The sequence below is a fragment of the Chryseobacterium sp. CS2K3 genome (assembly GCF_059515185.1).
Genome location: NZ_JCAKRW010000005.1, coordinates 156500 through 179311 on the forward strand (window position 1 = coordinate 156500; position 22812 = coordinate 179311).

Genomic DNA, 22812 nt, shown 5'->3' on the forward strand with positions numbered 1-22812 from the left:
AATGAAAATTTTACACGTTATTACCCTTGCAGAATTAGGAGGAGCTCAGTCTGTTGTAATTAACTTAGCTGAAAAGTCAATAGAACAAGGACATCAGGTCTTTGTAGCTTCTTCTGTGTTTGGAGAGATGTGGAATGCCTTACATAAGGATGTCATCCAAATAAAATTAAAAAATCTTTATCATGCAATAAGTATGAAAGATATATTGGTAATTAATGATTTAAGGAAGATATATAATGAAATTAAACCAGATATTATTCATTTACACTCCTCTAAGATTGGAATTTTAGGAAGATTATGTTTACCAGAATCAAAAATTGTATACACAGTACATGGATTTGATTCAATAAGATTGAGATATCGAAAATTTCTACCAATTGAAAAAGCTCTAAAAAAAAGATGTAAAGCCATTGTAGGAGTAAGCGAATATGATACATTTAATTTAAAAAAAGAAGGAATAAAAGATAATGTTTTTCTTGTTCGAAATGGTATTAAGGACTTCACTATAAAAGATAATGAGTATGATCCCGAAAATATATTATATAAAATAAAAGAAAATACTGATAGAAAAATAATACTTTCTATTTCACGATTGGCTTTGCCTAAAAGATTTGATTTGTTTTGTAAAGTAGCAGAAGCTTTTTTAGACACAAATTATCAGTTTGTTTGGATTGGTAATAAAGAACAGATGACCAAAGTTCCTAAAAATGTTACTATGCTAGGTGAAAGAGAAGATGCCTATATGTATTATAAATATGCGGATGTAGCTTTATTATTATCAGACTTTGAAGGTCTGCCAATATCACTTATTGAAGCTTTGTGTTATTCAAAGCCTATTATTGCGTCTGATGTTGGTGGAATTTCCGAATTGCTTGAAGGTAATGGAATGCTTGTTTCTAATGATAATTTACCACAGATTATAAATTCTATTACAATTATACTTGCTAATCAAAATAATTATGAGAAATTTGCACAAAAATCAAGGCAAATATTCGAAAGTAAATTTACGATTGAAGAAATGTATAATCAATATATTTACATTTATACAAAAACACACAAATGAAGACTACTTCAAAAGTAACAACCCCTCAAAGGCTTCTTTTTGTAAACGTTAGTGATATTTCTTACAAGTTACTTAAAGAAACTGATTTTATCAAAAACTATAAAGTTATTTTCTTTAATACAGAAACAGCAAAAAGGAGTATTTCAGATTATATTATTAAACTAAAAATTAAAACCATAATTATCGAAACCTCAAATATTAATCATATTTCGGAGAAAATAACCAACGAAATTATTGAGAATAGAAGAAAAGGAATCAAAGTTTATGATGCTCAGGAATTTTATGAAGTAATAAATAACAGAATCCCTTTAGTTAAGTTTGAAACCAATGAATATTTTGCAGACAATATTTTTTCAATAGGGCTTAAAAAACGAAATGAAATTTTCAAACGCATTTTCGATATAACAGTAAGTTTGATTATTTTACCTTTTTCAATTCCCCTTGTTGCTGTTGGTTGCTTATTAATTTTCATCAGTTCCCCAGGAAGTGTTTTCTTTGTTCAAGAAAGAATTGGAAAAAATTCAATTCCATTTAAAATTTATAAAATCCGAACAATGAGGCTACATCATAATGGAGATTTTACTCAAAAAAATGATGATAGACTTTTAAAAGTTGGTAAAATTTTAAGAATTATTAAAATTGATGAGCTACCACAATTGTTTAATGTTTTAAATGGAAACATGAGTCTCATCGGACCAAGACCCGAAAGACCAAAATTTGTGCAGGAATCTATCAGAGAGAATGCATATTTCGATTTAAGGCATTTAGTAAAACCTGGAGTTACTGGATGGGCACAAGTACATTTGCCCAAGGCAACCCCAAAAGACAATCTTAAGAAACTGGAATACGATTTATATTATATTAAAAATTATAGCTTTAAGCTAGATGTTCTTACACTTCTAAAAACAATAAAAGTTGTACTTACGATGAATAGTCATTAATTTAAAACATTTATTTTTTTGAAATCTTAAATATGCTATCCGCTAAGAAAAGAGCAAAATGCACCTAGTTTTAAAGAAAAAAACTTTTAAAGCATATCCTTGAAAACCACTTTTTTAAAGTGGTTTTTATTTTTTAATTTTTACTCTATCAATATTTTGTATCTTTGCACACTCAAAATCAAAAAGATGCGTACAAAATCTGTAGGGAAGAAGAAAATCAATGTAGTGACACTTGGATGTTCCAAAAATGTATACGATTCCGAAGTATTAATGAGCCAGTTGAAAGCCAATGGTAAAGAAGTGGTTCACGAAGACCGTGGAGATATTGTGGTAATCAATACCTGCGGATTTATTGACAATGCAAAAGAAGAATCTATCAATACAATCCTTGATTATGTTGACGCTAAAAACAGAGGTGAAGTAGAAAAAGTATTTGTTACAGGCTGTCTTTCCGAAAGATATAAACCAGATTTGATTAAAGAAATTCCAGATGTAGATCAGTACTTCGGAACAAGAGACCTTCCGGTATTATTGAAACATTTGGGAGCAGACTATAAACATGAATTGGTAGGAGAGAGATTAACAACCACTCCAAAGCATTATGCCTACCTGAAAATTTCTGAAGGATGTGATAGACCATGCTCATTCTGTGCTATTCCTTTGATGAGAGGTGGTCACGTTTCAACACCTATCGAGAAGCTAGTTACTGAAGCTCAGAAATTAGCAAAAAAAGGGACAAAAGAGTTAATTCTTATTGCACAGGATCTTACTTATTATGGATTAGATCTTTATAAAAAACGTGCATTAGGTGACTTATTAAAAGAATTGGTAAAAGTAGAAGGTGTAGAGTGGATTCGTCTACATTATGCATTTCCAAGTGGTTTCCCGGAAGATGTTTTAGATATTATTCGTGAAGAACCGAAAGTTTGTAACTATATTGATATTCCACTTCAGCATATCAATTCTGATCTGTTAAAATCAATGAAAAGAGGAACTACCCATGAAAAAACAGACGCTCTTTTAGGAAAATTCAGAGAGAAAGTGCCGGATATGGCTATCAGAACTACCTTGATTGTAGGATACCCGGGAGAAACCGAAGAAAGATTCCAGGAACTTAAAGACTGGGTAAGAGAACAAAAGTTTGATAGATTGGGATGCTTTACATATTCTCATGAAGAAAATACTACCGCTCACGTATTGGATGATGATATTCCACAGGAAGTAAAAGAAGCAAGAGTAGAAGAGATCATGGAATTACAATCTCAAATCTCTTGGGAAAAGAATCAGGAGAAAATAGGAAAAGTGTTCAGATGTATCTTTGATCGTAAAGAAGGAAACTACTTTATCGGAAGAACAGAGTATGATTCTCCGGATGTAGATAACACGGTTTTAGTATCTGCTGAAGACACTTATATTTCTATTGGTGAGTTTGCAGATGTGAAAATTACTTCAGCTGAAGAATTTGACTTATATGGTGAATTAGTTTAAATTATAAATAGCTATTAATCAGTAAGTAAAAAATATATTTTGATTAATGAAAAATTGAAATATTAATGGATTTTAACATAGATATTTTTCGGTTAAAAACATTATGTTTCTGATTTTGAATACGTTGTGATTTTAAGGTATTAAGATTTATTTAAATTTATTGTATAAAGTATACAAATTAAAAAATTATGTCTTAAATTTGCACAATAAGCAATGTTTTTAAATCATATGCTTTCAGGGAGTTATTCATCAAAATGATGCGAAAGTTTCATTTAAAAAAGAAATTTATGTATATTTAGCTTCAAGATGATAACCAATTGAGATATGTTTTCCTTTTGGAAATATTGATGAAAAATAATGTAATTAAAATCTTTAAAAACTTATGAAAAAATTTTTATTAACAGCGACTATGCTCGTTGCCTTTACGGCGCTTTCAAAGGCTCAGCAAGGGAGAGTGGGGATTAACACAACCACACCTGCCGCAACTCTAGATGTAGTAGCAAATACTACAGATAATGCTAGACCTGATGCTGTATTGGTCCCTCGTATGTCAAGAGCAGATCTAGAAGCTAAAACTAACGCGTATGCTAACGGAACAGCTACTGGAGCTAGTGCTCAGAACGGAGCTCTTGTTTTCGTTAATGCATTAGGAGGTACAGGAACTGGTAAAACAGTAAATGTTGTTGGTACTGGTTTTTACTACTATGATGGTACAAACGGTAACAATGTTTGGAGACCACTTGTTGCTAATACTGCACCGGCTGGTATGTCTGTAAGATTACAAACAGCAAATACTATTTCTGATGCTGATTTGGGTAATGCAGTTATTGTAAATATTGGTGGATCTTCATTTAACTTGGATGCTCTAACTAAGAGTAACGGTAAAACTATTACATTTATTGATAGTACACCTAATGGTCAAGGTTTTAGTATTACAGGTGCTTCTGGAACTATTAATTCTCAAGCAACTCTTTCTCCAACAGGTCCTGGTGGTTCACTAAGCTACATCTGTGATGGAGCAGTTTGGTATAGTTATAGTAGCTTTTAATCTTAAAAACACATTTATATTATGAAATTATATTTAACCTCAATAGTTTTAGCTATTACAGCATCTGTAAATGTAACATTTGCTCAATTAAGAGCTAATAATGCTATTAGTACAAACATTGCAGGACAATCTGCTTTTTTGGATGCTTCTGCCAATGGATTCTCAGGTGGAACTAATAATGGTAAAGGACTTGCATTCCCTAGAACAGATTTAACTGTTTTTACCTTTGCTACAGCTACAACAAGTAACTTCAACTTCCCTACTGCATACGATGGTATGATAGTATATAATACTAAATCAGGTACTACACCAACTACTGGATCAGGTGTTGGTAGTCAAACTGTTGCTCCAGGATTCTATTATTTCTCCAACCCAACTGGAGGTGCAACGAATTCTTACGCAACTTCTACAGGTCAATGGATTGCTGTAGGTGGTGCTTCACCTAAAGTAACTATCGGAACTAATGAAGTCGCTACTAATACAATAATTAATGTTGGTACAGGAGTAGACAAACAAGTATATGCAATCAAAGGAAGCTTTACTACAACAGGTACTTCTACTTCAGTGACTATTCCTTCACCTACAGGTATGACTTCTTTATACGGAATTACTATCTATAAAGTGAACGGAACTGGAAATAAAGTAGTGTATTCTAGAGACCTGTATTCTTATAATATCGGTACTACAAATAATGCTGTTACAGGTTCTCCTAGCATGTCTGTAGTGTATCCTGCTGATACATATGATTATGTATTAGAATACATCAAATAAGATTATATTTTAATTATATATAAAACCAATGACACCGTCATTGGTTTTTTCGTTTTTGTATAATGTAGTTCTTTTATAAAAACCGGATCAGCTGCAAAAGTTGTGGACTAAGTAAAAAGTTTAGTTAATGTGAAGGAAAAAATAAATTATCTTTTTACTCCTCTAAGCTTTATACTTAAATTTTCTATAAACGCAAAGACATGATGGAATTGATTATTGATAAGGGAGCTAAGAAAGCGACAAAAGTCGCTGATGAAGCTATGTAGATACGCGTACGCTTAGAAAGAATCAATACAATTGATTCAAGCTTTGCTTCCTAAAATACAACACCAGATAATAGAAATCCTTTGCGTTAAATTTTAAAATTAAACAGATCTAAATATTCTAAGCCGCACAACTTTTGCGCTTGATCCTAAAAACCTTACTGGTATAGTCTTTTAAATAGATCAAGCAGGAAAGTTAAGTTAGGCGAAAAATTGAGTTAATTTGAATAAATAAGTTTCTGTCTTTTATCGTAGGAAGTTATGAAGTGCTACTTTCTTGCTGAAAGAGCTTAGCGGACAAGCATTTGCATAGAAAGAATCAATTTCATTGATTACATCCTTTGCATCTTGAAAATATGAGATACGGAGCTAAAAACTTTGCTTTAAATTGCATAAATACAATATTGTCCCCAAGCCTATGAAACTATCCTTTTAAACTTAAAATAGCTTACTTTAAATAAAGGTTAGCCTTTTCTTCTTAGTTAGAAAGATATCAATCTTGGTTATTGAATACTTTTACAATTAAATTGTCTTCATATTTCAATATAAATCAATTTATTTTTGACTAAAAATTTTCTAATCTAATCTTTAAAACTTATTTTTGATGTATTCAGATGAGCATAGGTGATCATTTAATTTGTTGAAATCCAAAACTTTTTCTTTAAAATATGATTAAGTAATGAATTCTATTGTTTTTCGAGAGTTTATTTATTGTTAAAATAACAACTAAAGGATAAGCCTAATGCCCTTCAGTCTTGTGTTTAGCGATGATTTGAGTAGTTTTAAATCTTAAGACTTTTTAATTCCTAAATGACTTTTAGACTTCAAAATAGTAATTTTTGATTTTATTTAAACAATTGAATACCAGTATTTTATATTTTTAAAATTATGAAATTATGCATCAATTAGTTAAATAAATTAACATTTGTATGTTTTTTTTAACACTATTTAACAGTGTCTTTCAAAGCCCCTGTTTATAGGTAGTTACAAAGCTAATTAACATTTTGTTTTTATTTTGTTAACAGTTTTTAACAATTGAAATAGGGATATAAAAAGATTCCTGATACTTTTGCTCCGTCAAAACCAATAAAAGTTCAAAATGATGAAAAGATTCATTCTCGTAATCATAATGATGATTTCAACCTTAGGAATTTATTCATTTACGAATAATACCTTAGATGCGAAAAAAACAAGTTATGCATCGTACTACCACGATAAATTTAACGGTAGAAAAACTGCTAGCGGAGAAATCTTTGATAACTCAAAGTTTACTGCAGCAAACAGAACGCTTCCATTTGGAACAAACGTTAAGGTTACTAACCTTAAGAATGGGAAAGAGGTAATAGTGAGAATAAATGACAGAGGACCTTTCCATTCATCAAGATCTTTAGACATGTCTAAAGCTGCGTTCGATGAGATCGGAGATATCAGTCATGGTACTATTCCGGTCGAATATGAAATTGTCGATTAATCTTATGATTTAAATTAAAAAAAGCCAGCTGATTTCAGCTGGCTTTTGTGTTGATAATATTCGATACTATTATACATCTAATTCCAATAAAGCAGGGCAATGATCAGAATGCACAGCCTCCTTTAAAATAACAGCTCTGGTAAGCTTTTCTTTTAAGCTATAAGATGTAAAGTTATAATCCAGTCTCCAGCCTTTGTTTCTTTCCCTTGAATTTTGTCTGTAGCTCCACCATGTATAATTTTCGGGCTCATTATTGAAGAACCTGAAACTATCAATCAATTCACATTCATTAATGAAATCAGTCATCCATTCTCTTTCCATAGGAAGAAATCCTGAAACGTTCTTTAAGCCAACAGGATTGTGAATATCAATGGCTTCATGACAAATATTAAAGTCTCCGGATATAATAAGGTTTGGAATTTCCTTCTTTAAGTTTTTAATATAAGCCAGAAAGTCATGACAGAACTGCATTTTAAATTCCAGTCGCTCTATATTTGATGCAGAGGGAACATATACTGAAATTGCAGAAAATCCATCGAAGTCCGCACGGATAATCCTTCCTTCATTATCATAGCTTTCAATTCCACATCCATATTCAACATGATTGGGTTTGATTTTTGAGGCAATTCCGACACCGCTATAGCCTTTTCTCACTGCCGAATGCCAGTAACTGTGATATCCTAATTTTTCCAGGCTTTCGATGTCTATCTGATCGTTTCCGGCTTTACTTTCCTGAATGCAGATCACATCCGGGTCTGCAGTCTTTAGCCAGCCAAGGAAATCTTTGGTAAAAGCAGCTCTGATTCCGTTGACATTGTAGGTAATTAATCTCATTAGTCTTTTATAAAGATTTTAAATTTTTTATTGTATTTCGTTGGGGTAAATTCAGTGATCTCATCATCCGCGATCTGATGGTCTGCATTTTCAAGAGCAGCCTTGTACGTAAGCGAATAATAACCATTACTTATTTTATACGAAGATAAGAACTCTGGAAGACTATAAAAAATAAGCGGGAAAAATCAACTGATTTTTCCCGCCTAAACCCAAAATTAAATAAACTATGAAAAAAACTACTTGGGTTCTAAAATACTGATAGGAATAATACACTCTTCTAATGATATTCCACCGTGTTGATATGTCTCTTTATAGTAATTTACAAAATGGTTGTAATTCTTAGGATAAGCTAGGAATGTGCTATTTTTTGCAAATATATACTTTGAACTTAGATTTCCTTTTGGAAGGAAAAGTTTTTCAGGATTGGTAATTGCCCAAACATCACTGTCGTCATACGTTAAGCTTTTACCTGTTTTATATCGGATGTTGGTAGATGTTTCTCTGTCTCCAACCACTTTACTTGGCTTTTTAACGTAAACAGTTCCGTGATCGGTAGTAATAACCAATTTGTATCCATTTTCAGCTGCAGATTTAATAATCTTCAATAGGGAAGAGTTTTCAAACCAGTTGAATGTTAATGAACGGAAGGTTTTATCGTCACGGATAAGCTGATCTACGATATGGTTATCGGTCTTAGCATGTGAAAGAATATCAATAAAATTATAAACGATGACCAAAAGATCATTATTCTTATGTTGATTGAAATCATCATAGATCTTCCTTTCAAAATCTGCGTTCAGAACTTTAAGGTATTTCATAGATTTAGATCCAAGGCCGATTCTTTTCATCTGATCTTCCAGGAAATCACGCTCAAATTCGTTTTTATTTCCTTCTTCATTATCGTTGAACCATTTGTCTGGAAATCTTTTTTCAATTTCTGACGGCATCAAACCTGCAAAGAAAGAGTTTCTTGCATATTGAGTAGCAGTAGGAAGAATGCTGTAATAATAATCTTCTGAAACCTTATTATAATACTTAGTGAATAATGGCTCAATCACTTTCCACTGATCGTAACGAAGATTGTCTACCATTAATAAAAGTACTTTTTCTTTTTCAACTTCAGGTTTTACTTTTTCCTTGAAAAGAGTATGACTCATCATAGGCTTATCTGAATCGGTAAGCCAGTTTTCATAATTTTTCTCAATAAATTTCGCAAACTGAATATTTGCTTCTTCTTTCTGAGATTGTAAAAGATCTGCAAATTCATTATCTGCTACCTTATCAAACTTTATTTCCCAGCTTAAAATCTTTTTATAATATTCAGCCCATTCCTGATATGTTCTTAAATAAGAAAGTTCCATAGAAAGGTTTCTGAATTCCTGTTGGTATTGTAAGATGGTTTTCTGCTCCACCAGGTTTTCCTGCTGAAGGTTTTTCTTTAATGAAAGTAATATTTGGTTTGGATTTACCGGCTTTAGGATATAATCGGCTATTTGAGAACCGATAGCCTCTTCCATAATATGTTCTTCTTCGCTTTTGGTAACCATTACGATTTTTAAGGAATTATCTTTCTCCTTAATCATAGGAATAGCTTCCAACCCGGAAATTCCAGGCATATTTTCATCAATTAGCGTTAATGCAAATTTCTCTGAATCCATAAGTTCCAAAGCCTCATTCACGTTATTTACAGGGGTTACCTGATAACCTTTCTTTTCTAAAAATACGATATGAGGTTTAAGTAAATCTATTTCATCATCGATCCATAATATCTTTTCTGACATAATTTATTTTTTACATGATTATTGTATCAAAATGTTGACCAAATGCTTTTAAAATCTCACAAAATCGAAAGATTAAAAGTTAAATATTAGTTAAATGAAAATACTCTAAAATATTTCATCTTTCCGGTCTATCTATTCATTGGTCCTTATATATTGTAAAGCTCTTTCCAGAACTTCATCTTTACCGTTTTTAATTCCTTCCACTGTAGGTTTTACAATGATATCGGGAATGATTCCTATTCGCTGTGTTTCTCTGCCATCAGGATAATAAGCTCCAAGCCCCGTAAAACACGTATCCAGATCTGCAATTTTAAATTTAATAACATCACCATTCGCACCGGAAGTATTGCTTCCAATCACTTTTGCCTTGGGATGCTGTTTAAACATCATTGCGGTGGTTTCTGCCTGGCTTTGGGTATTTTCATCTACCAAAACTATTACATTTCCTTTATAATAATCAGGATTTTTTCTGCCAATACTGTTTATTCTGCTATAAAACTTTCCAGGATAGTTGGTTTCCGGAAAGTTAAACTGATAATAAAGACTGGAGTTGGGAAGGAGCAGCTCGCTTAATGGAATAATTGTCAGCTTTGGATAGTTTCTAAGATCAAAAATGATGGATTCCGTAGATTTCAGGTTTCTGTACATTTCATTCAAATCATCTTTGGTAATGATTCCCATGTTAACATAGCCTGTTTTGTTTTCGTGATCTATAAATTTCCATTTTTTGGGAGCAGGTGCTTTTTTGATAATAATATCTTTTTGGAAGTACGTTTTAGCAGTAACTTCTATATTTTGTCCATTCCTTTCTATTTTGAGGGTAAGAGAATCATCTTTACTGAAAAGAAGTTTGCTTTTAATCTTATTCACTTTGCCCCAGGAATTGGAGGCGGGAATATATTTACTTAAACGATTAACGACCTGAGGAATAGTTTGTCCATTGATGTCATAAATCACGTCATGAACTTTTAATGGTGTTTTTTCATGGAAATGATTGGCATTGATCTTTGTGATAACCAGCTTTCCTTCCACATAAGAATATTCTACAGGAAGTTTTTTGCTTCCATACAGATGAAGACTTATTGGGGTTGAAAATAAATAAGCGTGAGAATCATCAATCTTAGCGACCAGTTCAGCTAATGCAAGATGGTAATCGGTATCATTGCCGGCGGATAGAAATTTAGGAATCATTTCCGTTAAAACGGCATTCCAGTTTTGATCTGTTTCATATTTATAAGGAAAGAAATATTCTACATAATTCCAATATCGGAATAGCTCTAATAAACTTATTGAACGTGATGTAAATTTTGAACCGTAAGAGTTTTCATTTTTGAAATAAATTTTTCTTCCACCTTTTCCAATATAATAATTGGGTCCGATGTTACGGTTGTTCTGAATGTATTGTAGTTTCTTTGAAGTATTTTTTGTGAATATATCAGAATTGTCTATCCATCCCAGGTCAAAATTTTTCAAAAAGTAAGGTGCATTGTCTTCCTTTAAGCAATCTGTACATGGTTCTACTTTTCCTAAACTTTCAATCCAGAGAGAGTAGAGGTTGTTCAGCTCTGTTTTATTATGTACTTGATCAAGCTCGTCAATCTTTTGAAGAAGCTGCTGATCCCAGTTTAAATTACCTGCAGCAACATTGGGATGGTAATATTTTAAAAATCCCCAAACTCTGCAAAGGGATTCCAGTTTTTGATTTTCAGATAAGATCTGTGCGGAAAATTGTAAACTTAAAAATAATAAAATGAAAAGAAAATACTTTCTCATCAAAGGATATCGGTTTTTCTCAAAGATAAGTGATTAATGGAAGAACTGCAAAGGTTTTTTGATGAATAATTTTAAGTGGTAAGGAAGCCGGAGGATGGAAGCTGGAAGTTACTTTGGGGTAATTAAATAAGAACTCCGTCTATTTATTATTATCTATCTCTATCCTCAAAATCAATAAACTCTAATCGTGCATTGTTCACCATAACTTCCAGCCTTCCTCTTCAAGCTTCCCTCCTTATTAATACTAATTTAATTATCCCTCAAATTTAAAATCCCTAACTTTGTTTACTAATATTGACGATTCAATGCAGAATAAGCTAAAAATTATCAACGATCCTGTTCACGGATTTATCAAAATACCTCACGAAATTTTATTTGATATTGTTGAACATCCCTATTTTCAGAGATTAAGAAGAATCGGGCAGACCGGACTTTTGAATCTTATCTTTCCGGGAGCAACGCATACAAGGTTTCATCATGCTTTAGGAGCAATGCACCTGATGTTTACTGCACTGGAAACTTTGAAGCAGAAAGGGGTTAAAATTTCTGAGGAAGAGGAAAAAGGAGCTATGTTGGCAATTTTGATGCATGATATCGGGCACGGACCGTTTTCTCACGCATTGGAAAGCATGCTGATGGATGACTGGCATCACGAGAATCTTTCGCTTTTGCTGATGAATAAGTTGAATGAAGAATTTGACGGTCAATTATCCATGGCAATTGAAATGTTCCAGGGAAAATATCACAGAAAGTTTTTTAATCAGCTTATATCGTCACAGCTGGATGTAGACAGACTGGATTATCTGAAAAGGGATAGTTTTTTCACAGGGGTATCAGAAGGTAATATCAATACACAAAGGATTATTTCTATGATGAATGTTTGTGAGGAAGGTGAGCTGGTGATTGATGCAAAAGGAATTTATTCCATAGAAAACTTTTTAACTGCAAGAATGTTCATGTATTGGCAGGTATATTACCATAAAACATCTGCTTTGGCGGAGTTTCTTTTGGTTAAAATCCTTGAAAGAGCCAAATATTTAATTTCTCAGGGAATAGAGCTTCCAGCAACGGAAAATCTTAAATACTTTTTATATAGAGAGAAAAGTGCTGCAACGGATGAAGATGTAGAGCGTTTTACCCAGCTGGATGATAATGATATTATTCAGGCAATGAAAGAATGGCAGAATTCAGATGACTTTGTATTGTCTTATTGGTGTAAATGCGTTATTCAGAGAAATTTACCTAAAACAATTATTTCATCACATCCTTTCGATGAAAAAGTTATTGATGAAAAAGTAAAGAATATCAATGATTTTTTTGAAATAAACAATGGTAAAGAGTTAGTACATGAAATAAAAAGAAAGCTTTTGCCTTATGATACGGAAAAGCAGCCTATCTATTTGCTGCAGAAAAATGGTAAAAGAATAAAGCTTCATGAGTCTGAAGACCAGCTTTTATCAGGATTGATGATGAATAAAACGACACGCTATATCCTTATGTTTCCGAGAGATATATAAAGACAGACTCTTAAATAATATTAAAATTTACGATCTGAATTCAAAAAATGTTTGCAAATTATAGAATTTCTTATCTTTGCAGAATATGGAATTTACAGCTTCGCAAATTGCAAGTTTTATTGACGGAAAAATTATAGGTGATGAGAATGCTCTTATTACAGGGGTTTCTCCAATTGAAAACGGAGAGTCAGGACATCTTTCTTTTATAGCACAAGATAGATTTTCTCATTTTTTAGATACCTCAAAGTGCTCTGTTATCATCGTTTCGGAAAAACTTCTGAATGAAAATAGTTATACCCCTACCTTAATTGTTGTAAAAGATGCCTACTTATCTTTTCAGATCCTGATGAATTTATATCAGGAAATGAGAGGGCGAAAAGAAGGTATTGAAGATGGTTCGTCCATCCATGATTCAGCTGTGATAGGTGATCAAGTTTATATAGGAGCATTTACATATGTTTCGGAGAAAGCTAAGATCGGTGAGGGTTCGCAGATTTATCCACATGTATATATCGGAAAAGGAGTAAAAATCGGTAAAAACTGTAAAATAGACAGTGGTGCCAGAATTTACGATTACTGTATTATCGGGGACAACTGTGTTATTCACTCCAATACTGTAGTAGGAGGAGACGGATTCGGGTTTCAGCCAACTGCTGAAGGATTCAAAAAAATTCCACAGCTTGGGAATGTAATTATTGAAGATGATGTGGAAATCGGTTCAAACTGTAGTATAGACAGAGCGACAATAGGATCTACAATCATTGGAAAAGGGACGAAAATTGATAATCTGATTCAGATTGCTCACAATGTGAAAATCGGACAAAATAATGTGATTGCAGCACAAGCCGGAATTGCAGGTTCCACTACCATTGGAGATTGGAATCAAATTGGAGGTCAGGTAGGAGTTGTAGGACATATCAAAATCGGAAACCAGGTGAAAATTCAGGCTCAAAGTGGCGTGAACTCCAGTGTGAATGATAGAGAAACATTATATGGCTCGCCGGCAATCAGCTATAATGACTATTTAAGGAGCTATGTTCATTTCAGGAACTTGCCAGGAATAGTAAACAGAATAAATAATCTTGAGAATAACTCAAAAGATAATACTAATGAGTGATATGCAAAAAACGCTTCAGGAAGAGGTAACACTTTCTGGAAAAGGTCTTCATACTGGTAAAGAAGTAAAACTTACCATCAAACCCGGAAAAGAAAATACGGGATTTGTATTCGTAAGAACAGATCTAGAGGGAAATCCTCAGGTTGAAGCTGATGTTAATTATGTAGTAGCAACAGAAAGAGGAACAACATTAGAAAAGCTTGGCGTAAAAATCACTACCTGTGAGCACCTTTTGGCTGCACTTGTAGGTTGTGACATAGACAACGCAGTGTTGGAAATGGACGCATCCGAACCTCCTATTTTGGACGGATCTTCAAAATATTTTGTGGAAGCCATTGAAAGTGTAGGAGTCGTAGAACAAAATGTAGCCAGAGAATATTTAGTGGTAAAAGAAGTTCTTACCTACAGTGATCCGGCTACAGGTTCAGAGATCACGATCATTCCTTCAGATACATACGAAGTGACTACCATGGTAGATTTTGGAACTAAAGTATTAGGAACTCAAAATGCTACCCTTAAAAATATTTCCGAATTTAAAGATGAAATCTCTTCAGCAAGAACATTCAGCTTCTTACATGAGCTAGAAATGCTTTTAGATCACGGATTGATCAAAGGAGGAGATATCTCCAACGCGATTGTTTACGTAGACAAGGATCTTACTCCTGAAACTACAGAAAAACTTAAAAAAGCCTTTGGTAAAGACAATGTTTCTATCAGACCAAACGGTATTCTTGATAATCTTAACCTTAATTACCCTAACGAAGCTGCAAGACACAAATTACTTGATGTAATCGGTGACTTAGCGTTAGCAGGTGTAAAAATTAAAGGTAAAGTAATTGCTAACAAACCAGGACACTTCGTAAATACTCAGTTTGCAAAAAAACTGAACCGCCAGTGGAAATTACAGAAGAAGAAAAATGTTCCTGATTTTGACTTAACGAAAGAACCAGTATTTGATATCAACGGTATTATGAAGCTTATGCCTCACAGACCACCATTCTTATTAATTGATAAAGTTCTTGAATTATCAGATTCTCATGTTGTAGGGTTGAAAAATGTAACCATGAACGAGCCTTTCTTCGTTGGACATTTCCCTAAAGAGCCTGTAATGCCTGGTGTACTTCAGGTAGAAGCATTAGCTCAGACAGGAGGTATTTTAGTATTGGCAAGTGTGCCTGATCCTGAAAACTATTCTACTTATTTTATCAAAATTGATAAAGTAAAATTCAAGAGAAAAGTAGTTCCGGGAGATACTATTATTTTCAAAATTGAATTGATAGAGCCTATCAGAAGAGGTATCGTTCACATGCAGGGGTACGGATATGTAGGAGATACAGTGGCAGTAGAAGCAGAGCTAATGGCTCAAGTTGCAAAAAATAAAGTTGATTAAATGATTCATCAATTAGCAGCCGTAGATAAACGTGCGAAAATCAGCAAAAACGTAATTGTAGAACCTTTTACTACAATTGCAGGGGACGTGGAAATTGGAGAAGGAACATGGATTGGTCCCAATGTTACCATCATGGATGGAGCAAGAATCGGTAAAGATTGTAAGATTTTTCCCGGGACTGTAATTTCTGCAATTCCTCAGGACTTAAAGTTCGATGGTGAAGATACACGAACCATTATTGGAGATAATACTACTTTAAGAGAGTGTGTAACAATAAATAGAGGAACAAAAGCTTTAGGGTATACCAAAGTAGGAAGCAACTGCCTTATTATGGCAACTTCCCACGTTGCCCATGACTGTATCATAGGAGATAATGTGATTATTGCCAATGGTTGCGGTATTGCAGGACATGTTGAAATTGGAGACTTTACCGTAATGGGAGGGTTATCTGCTGTTCAGCAGTTTGGTAAAATCGGAAAACATACGATGATTTCTGGAGGATCTTTGATCAGAAAAGATGTTCCACCTTATGTGAAAGTAGCAAGAGATCCTATTTCTTATGCCGGTATTAACTCAGTAGGACTTAGAAGAAGAGGCTTTTCCAATGAAAAGATCTTTGAAATTCAAAAGATTTACAGAGCAATATTCCAAATGAAAATGAACGTTTCTCAAGCGTTGGCATATATTGAAAAAGAAATGCTTCCTACAGCTGAAAGAGATGAAATTCTTCAATTTATCCAGAACTCTCCAAGAGGTATCGTAAAAGGATACGGAACAGGAAAAGACAGCAACTAAGAGTGCTAAAAATTAAGTAAAAAAAAGATAATATATTAATGGCAACAAGTAACGATATCAAAAAAGGTCTTTGCATCGAATATAGCAATGATATTTTTAAAGTAATCGAGTTCCTTCACGTAAAACCAGGGAAAGGACCTGCTTTCGTAAGAACAAAATTAAAGTCAGTAACTAACGGTAAAGTAATTGATAATACTTTCTCTGCAGGACATAAAATTGACGAAGTAAAAGTAATCACTAGAAAGTTCCAGTATCTTTATGATGATGAGAACGGATTCCACTTCATGAATAACGAGGATTTCTCTCAGTTATATATCAACAAAGAGATGATCGAGAATGCTCAGTTTATGAAAGCAGGTGAAGAAGTAACGATCATTTTGAAAGAAGCTGATGAAACTCCACTTTCTGCTGAACTTCCTCAGTCTGTATACTTAAATGTTATCGAGGCTGATCCGGGAGTAAAAGGAAACACTGCAACAAACGCTCTTAAAAACGCTATCGTTGAAACAGGAGCAAGAGTAATGGTTCCTTTATTCATTGAACCGGGAGACAGAATTAAAGTAAGCACTGAAGACGGTAGCTACTTAGAAAGAGTAAAAGAATAAATAAAATTTACATAAATTCGGGTTGCATTAGCAGTCCGAATTTTGTTTTATAAGAAAAATATTGTTATGAGGTTTCATTCTCCACAAAAGCTTAAAACAATTGCAGATTTAATAGGCTCAAAATTCGTAGGTCCTGAAGACTTTGAAGTCTTGGGCTCCAACGAAATTCATATGGTAAAACCGGGAGAGATCGTATTTGTGAATCACCCGAAATACTATGATAAAGCATTAAATTCTGCCGCTACTATTATTTTAATTGATAAAGAAGTAGAATGCCCGGAAGGGAAAGCACTTCTGGTTTCTGACGATCCGTTCAGGGATTTTAATAAAATCAATACTCATTTTACAAGAATATATAATTTCACGGAAGAACTTCATGACGTTGAAATTGGAGAAGGTACAAAAATACACTCTTCAGCGGTGATCGGAAACAATGTGAAAATTGGAAAAAATACCTTAATTTTCCCCAATGTTGTGATCGGTGACAGAACGGAGATTGGAGACAATGTTATCATTCAGTCAGGAACCGTGTTGGGGGGTGATGCCTTCTATTACAGAAAGCTTAACGGTAATTTTGACCGTTTGATCTCTGTAGGAAATGTTGTTATTGAAAACAATGTTGAAATAGGGAATAACTGTACCATTGACAGAGGCGTTACAGACTCTACCATTATTGGAGAAGGATCTGTTTTGGATAATCAGATTCAGATCGGACATGACACCGTTATCGGGAAAAAATGTCTTATCGCTTCTCAGGTTGGAATTGCCGGATGCTGCGTGATTGGAGATGAAGTGACCTTATGGGGACAAGTGGGGATCGCTTCCGGAAATAAAATTGAAAGCGGATCTGTTCTTTTAGGAAAAACCGGAGTAAACAGAGACCTGGAAAAAGGTACCTATATCGGAATGTTTGCAGAAGATTTTAAAACTTACCTGAAAAAAGAAGTAAAACTGAGAAATCTCAAATAAACTATTCCAAAGGTTTTATCCAAAATCAAAGAAATTTGAGTAAATTTGTGAGCATTAATAAAATAATAAATAAATTAAAACAACAATAAAATGTCAATTTTAGTAAACAAAGATTCTAAAGTAATTGTACAAGGATTTACAGGGAACGAAGGTACTTTCCATGCTAGCCAGATGATTGAATACGGAACAAACGTAGTAGGTGGTGTTACTCCAGGAAAAGGAGGTAGCGAGCACTTAGGAAAGCCAGTATTCAATACAGTAGCTGACGCTGTTGAAAAAGCAGGAGCAAACGTAAGTATTATCTTCGTACCACCGGCATTCGCAGCAGACGCTATCATGGAAGCTGCTGAAGCAGGGATCAAAGTAATTGTATGTATTACTGAAGGTATTCCTGTAGCTGATATGGTAAAAGTAAAATCTTACATCGCTGACAGAGACTGCAGATTAATCGGACCAAACTGCCCTGGAATCATTACTTCTGAAGAAGCTAAAATTGGTATTATGCCAGGTTTCGTTTTCAAAAAAGGTAAAGTAGGTATCGTTTCAAAATCAGGTACCCTTACTTACGAAGCTGCTGATCAGGTAGTAAGAGCAGGTTACGGTATTTCTACAGCTATCGGTATCGGTGGTGACCCAATCATCGGAACAACTACAAGAGAAGCGTTAGAATTATTCATCAATGATCCTGAAACTGAAGCTGTTGTAATGATCGGTGAAATCGGTGGAGGATTAGAAGCTGAAGCTGCTAGATGGTACAAAGCTAGTGGATCTACTAAACCAGTTGTAGGATTTATTGCTGGACAAACAGCTCCAAAAGGAAGAACTATGGGGCACGCTGGTGCTATCGTAGGTGGTGCAGAAGATACAGCTCAGGCAAAAATGGAAATCATGAGAGAAAACGGTATCAACGTTGTTGACTCTCCTGCAGATATTGGTGCTACTGTAGCTAAAATTCTAGGATAATACAAAAACCAAAACATATGAAAAAACTTTTATTAGCCTCAGCTTTGACTCTTTCGGCTTTGTCCTTTGCACAAGTGCAGTGGAAAAATACAAGATTCGGTCTTACAGGAGGTTTAAACTATTCCCGAGTTGCAAATGCCCATAACCCTTCAGGTCCAAGATATACCTTCCAAGGAGGTGCTTTGGCTCTGATTCCGGTAGGAAAAGCAAACCAGTTCTATATTCAGCCTGAAGTACTGTATTACGGTGCAGGAGAAACAGGAAAGGATAAAGATGCAAAAGGAAAAGATGGTTACGATGCAGTATATGCTAATAACTACTTAAGTGTTCCTTTATACTTTAAAGGATACTTCTCTGAATCAGCATCTGAATTCTTTGGATTGGTAGGTCCAAGATTTAACTTTTTGGTAAGCCAGGATGTTAAAAATCCACCTGCAAACAGACCTTACTATGACCCGGATGTTACAGATCCTACACAGGCACCAGGAGTAAATGGTAAAGCGAAAAGCTTTAATTGGGGACTTGGACTGGGAATAGGATATAGCTATAAGAGACAGCTGGAAGTAGCTCTTAAATATGATTTAGGCCTGTCTGACACTTTCCCTGGTCTTGCAAAAGAAAAAGGAGGAGATAGCAAGAAAAAATCTGAACAAGTTGTTGCACTTACTTTAAGCTATATATTCAAATAGAAGTTATTCATCAGAATATAAAAAACCGGAAAGCAATTTCCGGTTTTTTGTTTTTTATTCTGTTGCGGGTAAAATAGAAAAGTAAAATGGTAATTTAATTTATCTATTACAAAAAACGGATCAAGCACAAAAGTTGGGGACTATACAAAAAAATTGATTAATCTAATGAAAATGATGAGATCTGGTGCAAAAGTTTGGTGCCAAGCAAAAGACATATGTATACTTTCATTGAAGAAAGACATTCTTTTTAATCGCAAAGAAAGATGATTCAAATGTTTATTTGAGGAACCTAAGAAGAGCTATTTTGTCGCTAAAAAACTTTGCGGATAGGCATTCGCTTAGAAAGAATCAATGAAATTGATTCCATCCTTTGCTTTCTTGAAAATATGAGATAAGGTTATACAAACTTTGCGTCAAATAAATACTAAGAAAGTGTTCCCCAGTTGTTGAGACTGATTTCAAAAAAACTCCCAGCATTACTTTAGTAAAATAAAAAAGGATAAATTCACACACATGCAAATTTATCCTTCTTATTTATTAGCTTTCTCAGCTTTTTATCATTACTTGTTAACGATAGTCTATCCTTTAATCCACTTCCAAAGCTCTTTTAAAGTCGCTTTATTACCATACATTAAAATACCTACACGATAAATTTTTCCGGCAAGGAAAATCATAAAAACAGTAGTTCCCAATAATAAAACAATAGATAATGCAATCTGCCATGCAGGAACCCCGAAAGGTATTCTTGCAATCATAGCTACCGGAGACGTAAACGGAATGATTGATAACCAGAATCCCAGCGGACCATCAGGGTTATTCATTAGAGAGAAACTTCCGTACATTCCCAGAGTTAAAGGCAAAATAGCAAATAAAGTGAACTGTTGCGTTTCTGTTTCATTATCTACCGCAGAACCTATGGCTGCATAAATAGAACTATAGAAAATATATCCTAAAAGGAAAAATACGATGAATACAAAAATGATCAGCGGGAAATTCATTTCCAATAAGCTGTGAGAGATTTGAGTAGCAAGCTGTGTCATATCCAGTTTGCTTGTGATCTGCTCACTTCCGCCAGGTACAGTTTGCTGAAGAGGTGAAAAACCTGTATTTAATACTAAAGCACCAATCACAGACATAGTGATCCAGATTAAAAACTGCGTCAACGCAACCAAAGTTACCCCAAGAATTTTACCCATCATTAGCTCAAAAGGTTTAACAGAAGAAATAATAATTTCCACCACGCGATTGTTCTTTTCTTCAAGAACACTACGCATAACCCTTACTCCATAGATAATGATAAACATGAAGGTAACATACATCAGAACCATACTAAGTCCGGATTTCACCCCAAAAGTAAGATCAGAATCCTCTTTATTGTTGTCTGCAACATTGATTGTTTTTAAGCTGAAACTTTTATCCAGATCATTAAGTTGCGTTTCCTGAATACCAAGTTGCTTGATCTTTTCCTTTTTAACGACATTACTAATATCGGAAACGATTTTCTGTTTCGTATCAAACCCCATTTTACTGTTGATCACTAACCTTGTTCCCGTTTCAAGTTCATCATAATTCTGACCTTTCAGCTCAGGAAGAATAAGAACACCATCTAATGACTCATTCCCTTTTAAATTATTAATCTTGGACTTTTCGTCGGCAGCGGAAACAAAAACGTATTCAAGCTTGTCATTGGATTTAAGCTGATTAATAAATAACCCGCTTTTGTCAACCACCTCAATGATGCTGTGAGACTCATTAGCTTTGAACATCAGCCCGATTACTGCCCCAAAAGCAATAATCATAACAGGAGCCAGTAAAGTCAATATGATAAAGGATTTTTTCTTAACCTGTGTAAGAAACTCCCTCTTTGTAATTAAAAAAATATTATTCATAAATTAAGAATGGTTACTTACGGCATTAATAAAGACTTCGTTCATACTTGGAATTCTTTCATCAAATGATCTCACCTTACCTACATTCACAAGATCAACAAGGATATTATTCTGATCTGCTTCATTTTTCAAATCAAAAGAAACAAGACTGTTTTCATTCGTAAAATTGAAAATTTCATACTTATTCTTAAAGCTTTCAAGCTGCTCGCTGTTTACTTCAGAAAGAGTAATTCCAAAAATATTTTTCTTGAATTTTTCCCTTACATCAAAAACTCTTCCGTCAATGATTTTCTTGGAATTATTGATCAATGCAACGTAGTCACACATTTCCTCCACACTTTCCATTCTGTGGGTCGAAAGAATGATGGTTGTACCGTTATTCTTAAGATCGATGATTTGATCTTTAATTAAGTTGGCATTTACAGGATCGAAACCAGAAAAAGGTTCATCAAGAATTAAAAGATGAGGTCTGTGAAGAACAGTTACTACAAACTGAATCTTTTGAGCCATACCTTTAGAAAGTTCAGACAGCTTCTTCTTCCACCATTGGTCAATATTCAGTTTTTCAAACCATTTTTTCGCTTCGTTCAGAGCATCATTTTTACTCATCCCTTTCAACTCCCCGAAATAAAGAATCTGATCACCCACGCTCATGTTCTTATAAAGCCCTCTTTCTTCAGGCATATAACCGATGTCTTTGATATGGTTTGGGTTCAGCTTTTCACCATTGATAAAAATATCTCCGGAATCTGCCTGAGTAATTTGATTGATGATACGAATAAAAGAAGTTTTTCCGGCTCCGTTGGGTCCTAAAAGCCCATAAATACTGCCTTTTGGAACATGGATGCTAAAATCATCCAGTGCGACCTTTTTTCCGGCGTTATAGGTCTTTTTAATATGTTCAGCTTTAAGCATTAAATTGTTTTTACAATTAGTATAAAAAAGTTCCTAAAGTTACGGAAATATTAAAATAAATTATTGCAAAAGAAAAAATCCTGATGATTATCAGGATTTTATTTTATTGTTTCACGATTTGAGTAACTTTCTGCGTATTGTCACTTAAAATATAGCGAATCATGTATTTTCCGGGTTTTAATTTTTCAATATTAATCTCGCCCGAATTCATATTGACTGTATAATTAGCGACTTGCATACCCAAAATAGAATAAAAAGTCACACTTTTGATTCTTAAAGAAGAATCCTTTGCCTTAATAATAAGGAAATCCTTTGCAGGATTTGGATAAGCAAGCAACACTCCATCATCAGCTTTCTGTGTGGTGGAACTCGGCTCTCTAAGCTGAGCTTGTAAATTGTTGGAAAATCCAACAAAAGTGCCTACAAATAAAATTAAAAGTAAAAGTTTTTTCATCAAATTTATAATTTCTCGAATATATATAACAAATATAACAAATTCTATAATCTCGTACAATAGTTTTTTATAGAAC

Annotated in this window: 20 protein-coding genes; 14 read left to right on the plus strand and 6 right to left on the minus strand. The window is 33.9% G+C overall.

From position 1 onward, the window contains the following. Position 1 precedes the first annotated feature (1 nt). The 6 genes from AC5YGG_RS10265 (at position 2) to AC5YGG_RS10290 (ending at position 7045) form a co-directional block, all read left to right on the plus strand. Positions 2–1063 carry a glycosyltransferase gene (locus AC5YGG_RS10265; protein WP_496144410.1) on the plus strand — a complete coding sequence of 354 codons (1062 nt, stop codon included), beginning with the start codon at positions 2–4 and terminating at the stop codon, positions 1061–1063. Beyond that, positions 1060–2004, plus strand: a complete 945-nt coding sequence (locus AC5YGG_RS10270) for a sugar transferase (protein ID WP_496144411.1) — start codon at positions 1060–1062, stop codon at positions 2002–2004. Before AC5YGG_RS10265 ends, AC5YGG_RS10270 begins: the two co-directional genes overlap by 4 nt. Before the next feature lie 186 nt (positions 2005–2190). After that, a complete protein-coding gene (rimO, locus tag AC5YGG_RS10275; RefSeq protein WP_496144412.1) occupies positions 2191–3492 on the plus strand; it encodes a 30S ribosomal protein S12 methylthiotransferase RimO in 1302 nt (433 codons plus the stop codon). A gap of 382 nt (positions 3493–3874) precedes the next feature. Next, a complete protein-coding gene (locus tag AC5YGG_RS10280; protein ID WP_496144413.1) occupies positions 3875–4540 on the plus strand; it encodes a phage tail-like protein in 666 nt (221 codons plus the stop codon). Positions 4541–4561: 21 nt separating this feature from the next. Next, positions 4562–5311: a phage tail-like protein gene (locus AC5YGG_RS10285; RefSeq protein ID WP_496144414.1), complete on the plus strand. Its 750-nt coding sequence runs from the start codon at positions 4562–4564 to the stop codon at positions 5309–5311. Positions 5312–6673: 1362 nt separating this feature from the next. Beyond that, entirely contained in the window at positions 6674–7045 is a 372-nt protein-coding gene (locus tag AC5YGG_RS10290) for a septal ring lytic transglycosylase RlpA family protein (protein ID WP_496144415.1), read from the plus strand. Between the two features lie 69 nt (positions 7046–7114). Here the strand turns inward: AC5YGG_RS10290 and AC5YGG_RS10295 are convergent, their stop codons facing one another. The 3 genes from AC5YGG_RS10295 to AC5YGG_RS10305 form a co-directional block, all read right to left on the minus strand. Then, complete coding sequence (locus tag AC5YGG_RS10295) at positions 7115–7879, minus strand: exodeoxyribonuclease III (RefSeq protein ID WP_496144416.1); 765 nt, start codon at positions 7877–7879, stop codon at positions 7115–7117. 236 nt (positions 7880–8115) lie between these two features. Then, positions 8116–9660: a T9SS response regulator signal transducer PorX gene (porX, locus tag AC5YGG_RS10300; protein WP_496144417.1), complete on the minus strand. Its 1545-nt coding sequence runs from the start codon at positions 9658–9660 to the stop codon at positions 8116–8118. A 132-nt stretch (positions 9661–9792) separates the two neighbouring features. Beyond that, positions 9793–11433, minus strand: a complete 1641-nt coding sequence (locus AC5YGG_RS10305) for a S41 family peptidase (protein ID WP_496144418.1) — start codon at positions 11431–11433, stop codon at positions 9793–9795. 305 nt (positions 11434–11738) lie between these two features. Here AC5YGG_RS10305 and AC5YGG_RS10310 point away from each other — a divergent pair, with 305 nt between their 5' ends. The 8 genes from AC5YGG_RS10310 to AC5YGG_RS10345 all read left to right on the plus strand — a co-directional run bounded on the left by AC5YGG_RS10310 (position 11739) and on the right by AC5YGG_RS10345 (position 19478). Beyond that, positions 11739–12950, plus strand: a complete 1212-nt coding sequence (locus AC5YGG_RS10310; protein WP_496144650.1) for an HD domain-containing protein — start codon at positions 11739–11741, stop codon at positions 12948–12950. 85 nt (positions 12951–13035) lie between these two features. After that, positions 13036–14067 (plus strand): UDP-3-O-(3-hydroxymyristoyl)glucosamine N-acyltransferase, encoded by a 1032-nt coding sequence (gene lpxD, locus AC5YGG_RS10315; protein WP_496144419.1) that lies wholly within the window; start codon positions 13036–13038, stop codon positions 14065–14067. Then, positions 14060–15457, plus strand: coding sequence for a bifunctional UDP-3-O-[3-hydroxymyristoyl] N-acetylglucosamine deacetylase/3-hydroxyacyl-ACP dehydratase (locus AC5YGG_RS10320; protein WP_065394880.1), 1398 nt, complete (start codon positions 14060–14062; stop codon positions 15455–15457). The genes lpxD and AC5YGG_RS10320 overlap by 8 nt, the downstream gene beginning before the upstream one ends. After that, entirely contained in the window at positions 15458–16252 is a 795-nt protein-coding gene (gene lpxA / locus AC5YGG_RS10325; RefSeq protein WP_068944369.1) for an acyl-ACP--UDP-N-acetylglucosamine O-acyltransferase, read from the plus strand. A 38-nt stretch (positions 16253–16290) separates the two neighbouring features. Continuing rightward, positions 16291–16857: an elongation factor P gene (gene efp / locus AC5YGG_RS10330; RefSeq protein WP_496144420.1), complete on the plus strand. Its 567-nt coding sequence runs from the start codon at positions 16291–16293 to the stop codon at positions 16855–16857. A 66-nt stretch (positions 16858–16923) separates the two neighbouring features. After that, positions 16924–17826, plus strand: a complete 903-nt coding sequence (locus tag AC5YGG_RS10335; protein ID WP_496144421.1) for a UDP-3-O-(3-hydroxymyristoyl)glucosamine N-acyltransferase — start codon at positions 16924–16926, stop codon at positions 17824–17826. A 90-nt stretch (positions 17827–17916) separates the two neighbouring features. Beyond that, complete coding sequence (gene sucD / locus AC5YGG_RS10340) at positions 17917–18789, plus strand: succinate--CoA ligase subunit alpha (protein WP_047488432.1); 873 nt, start codon at positions 17917–17919, stop codon at positions 18787–18789. A 17-nt stretch (positions 18790–18806) separates the two neighbouring features. Continuing rightward, positions 18807–19478, plus strand: coding sequence for a porin family protein (locus AC5YGG_RS10345; protein ID WP_496144422.1), 672 nt, complete (start codon positions 18807–18809; stop codon positions 19476–19478). A 578-nt stretch (positions 19479–20056) separates the two neighbouring features. On the opposite strand, the gene AC5YGG_RS10350 is transcribed toward AC5YGG_RS10345, so the two are convergent. From AC5YGG_RS10350 to AC5YGG_RS10360, 3 genes are all read right to left on the minus strand, one after another. Then, positions 20057–21367 carry an ABC transporter permease gene (locus AC5YGG_RS10350; protein ID WP_496144423.1) on the minus strand — a complete coding sequence of 437 codons (1311 nt, stop codon included), beginning with the start codon at positions 21365–21367 and terminating at the stop codon, positions 20057–20059. A gap of 3 nt (positions 21368–21370) precedes the next feature. After that, positions 21371–22282 (minus strand): ABC transporter ATP-binding protein, encoded by a 912-nt coding sequence (locus AC5YGG_RS10355; RefSeq protein WP_496144424.1) that lies wholly within the window; start codon positions 22280–22282, stop codon positions 21371–21373. Between the two features lie 103 nt (positions 22283–22385). After that, positions 22386–22736, minus strand: coding sequence for a T9SS type A sorting domain-containing protein (locus AC5YGG_RS10360; RefSeq protein WP_496144425.1), 351 nt, complete (start codon positions 22734–22736; stop codon positions 22386–22388). Positions 22737–22812: the final 76 nt, after the last annotated feature.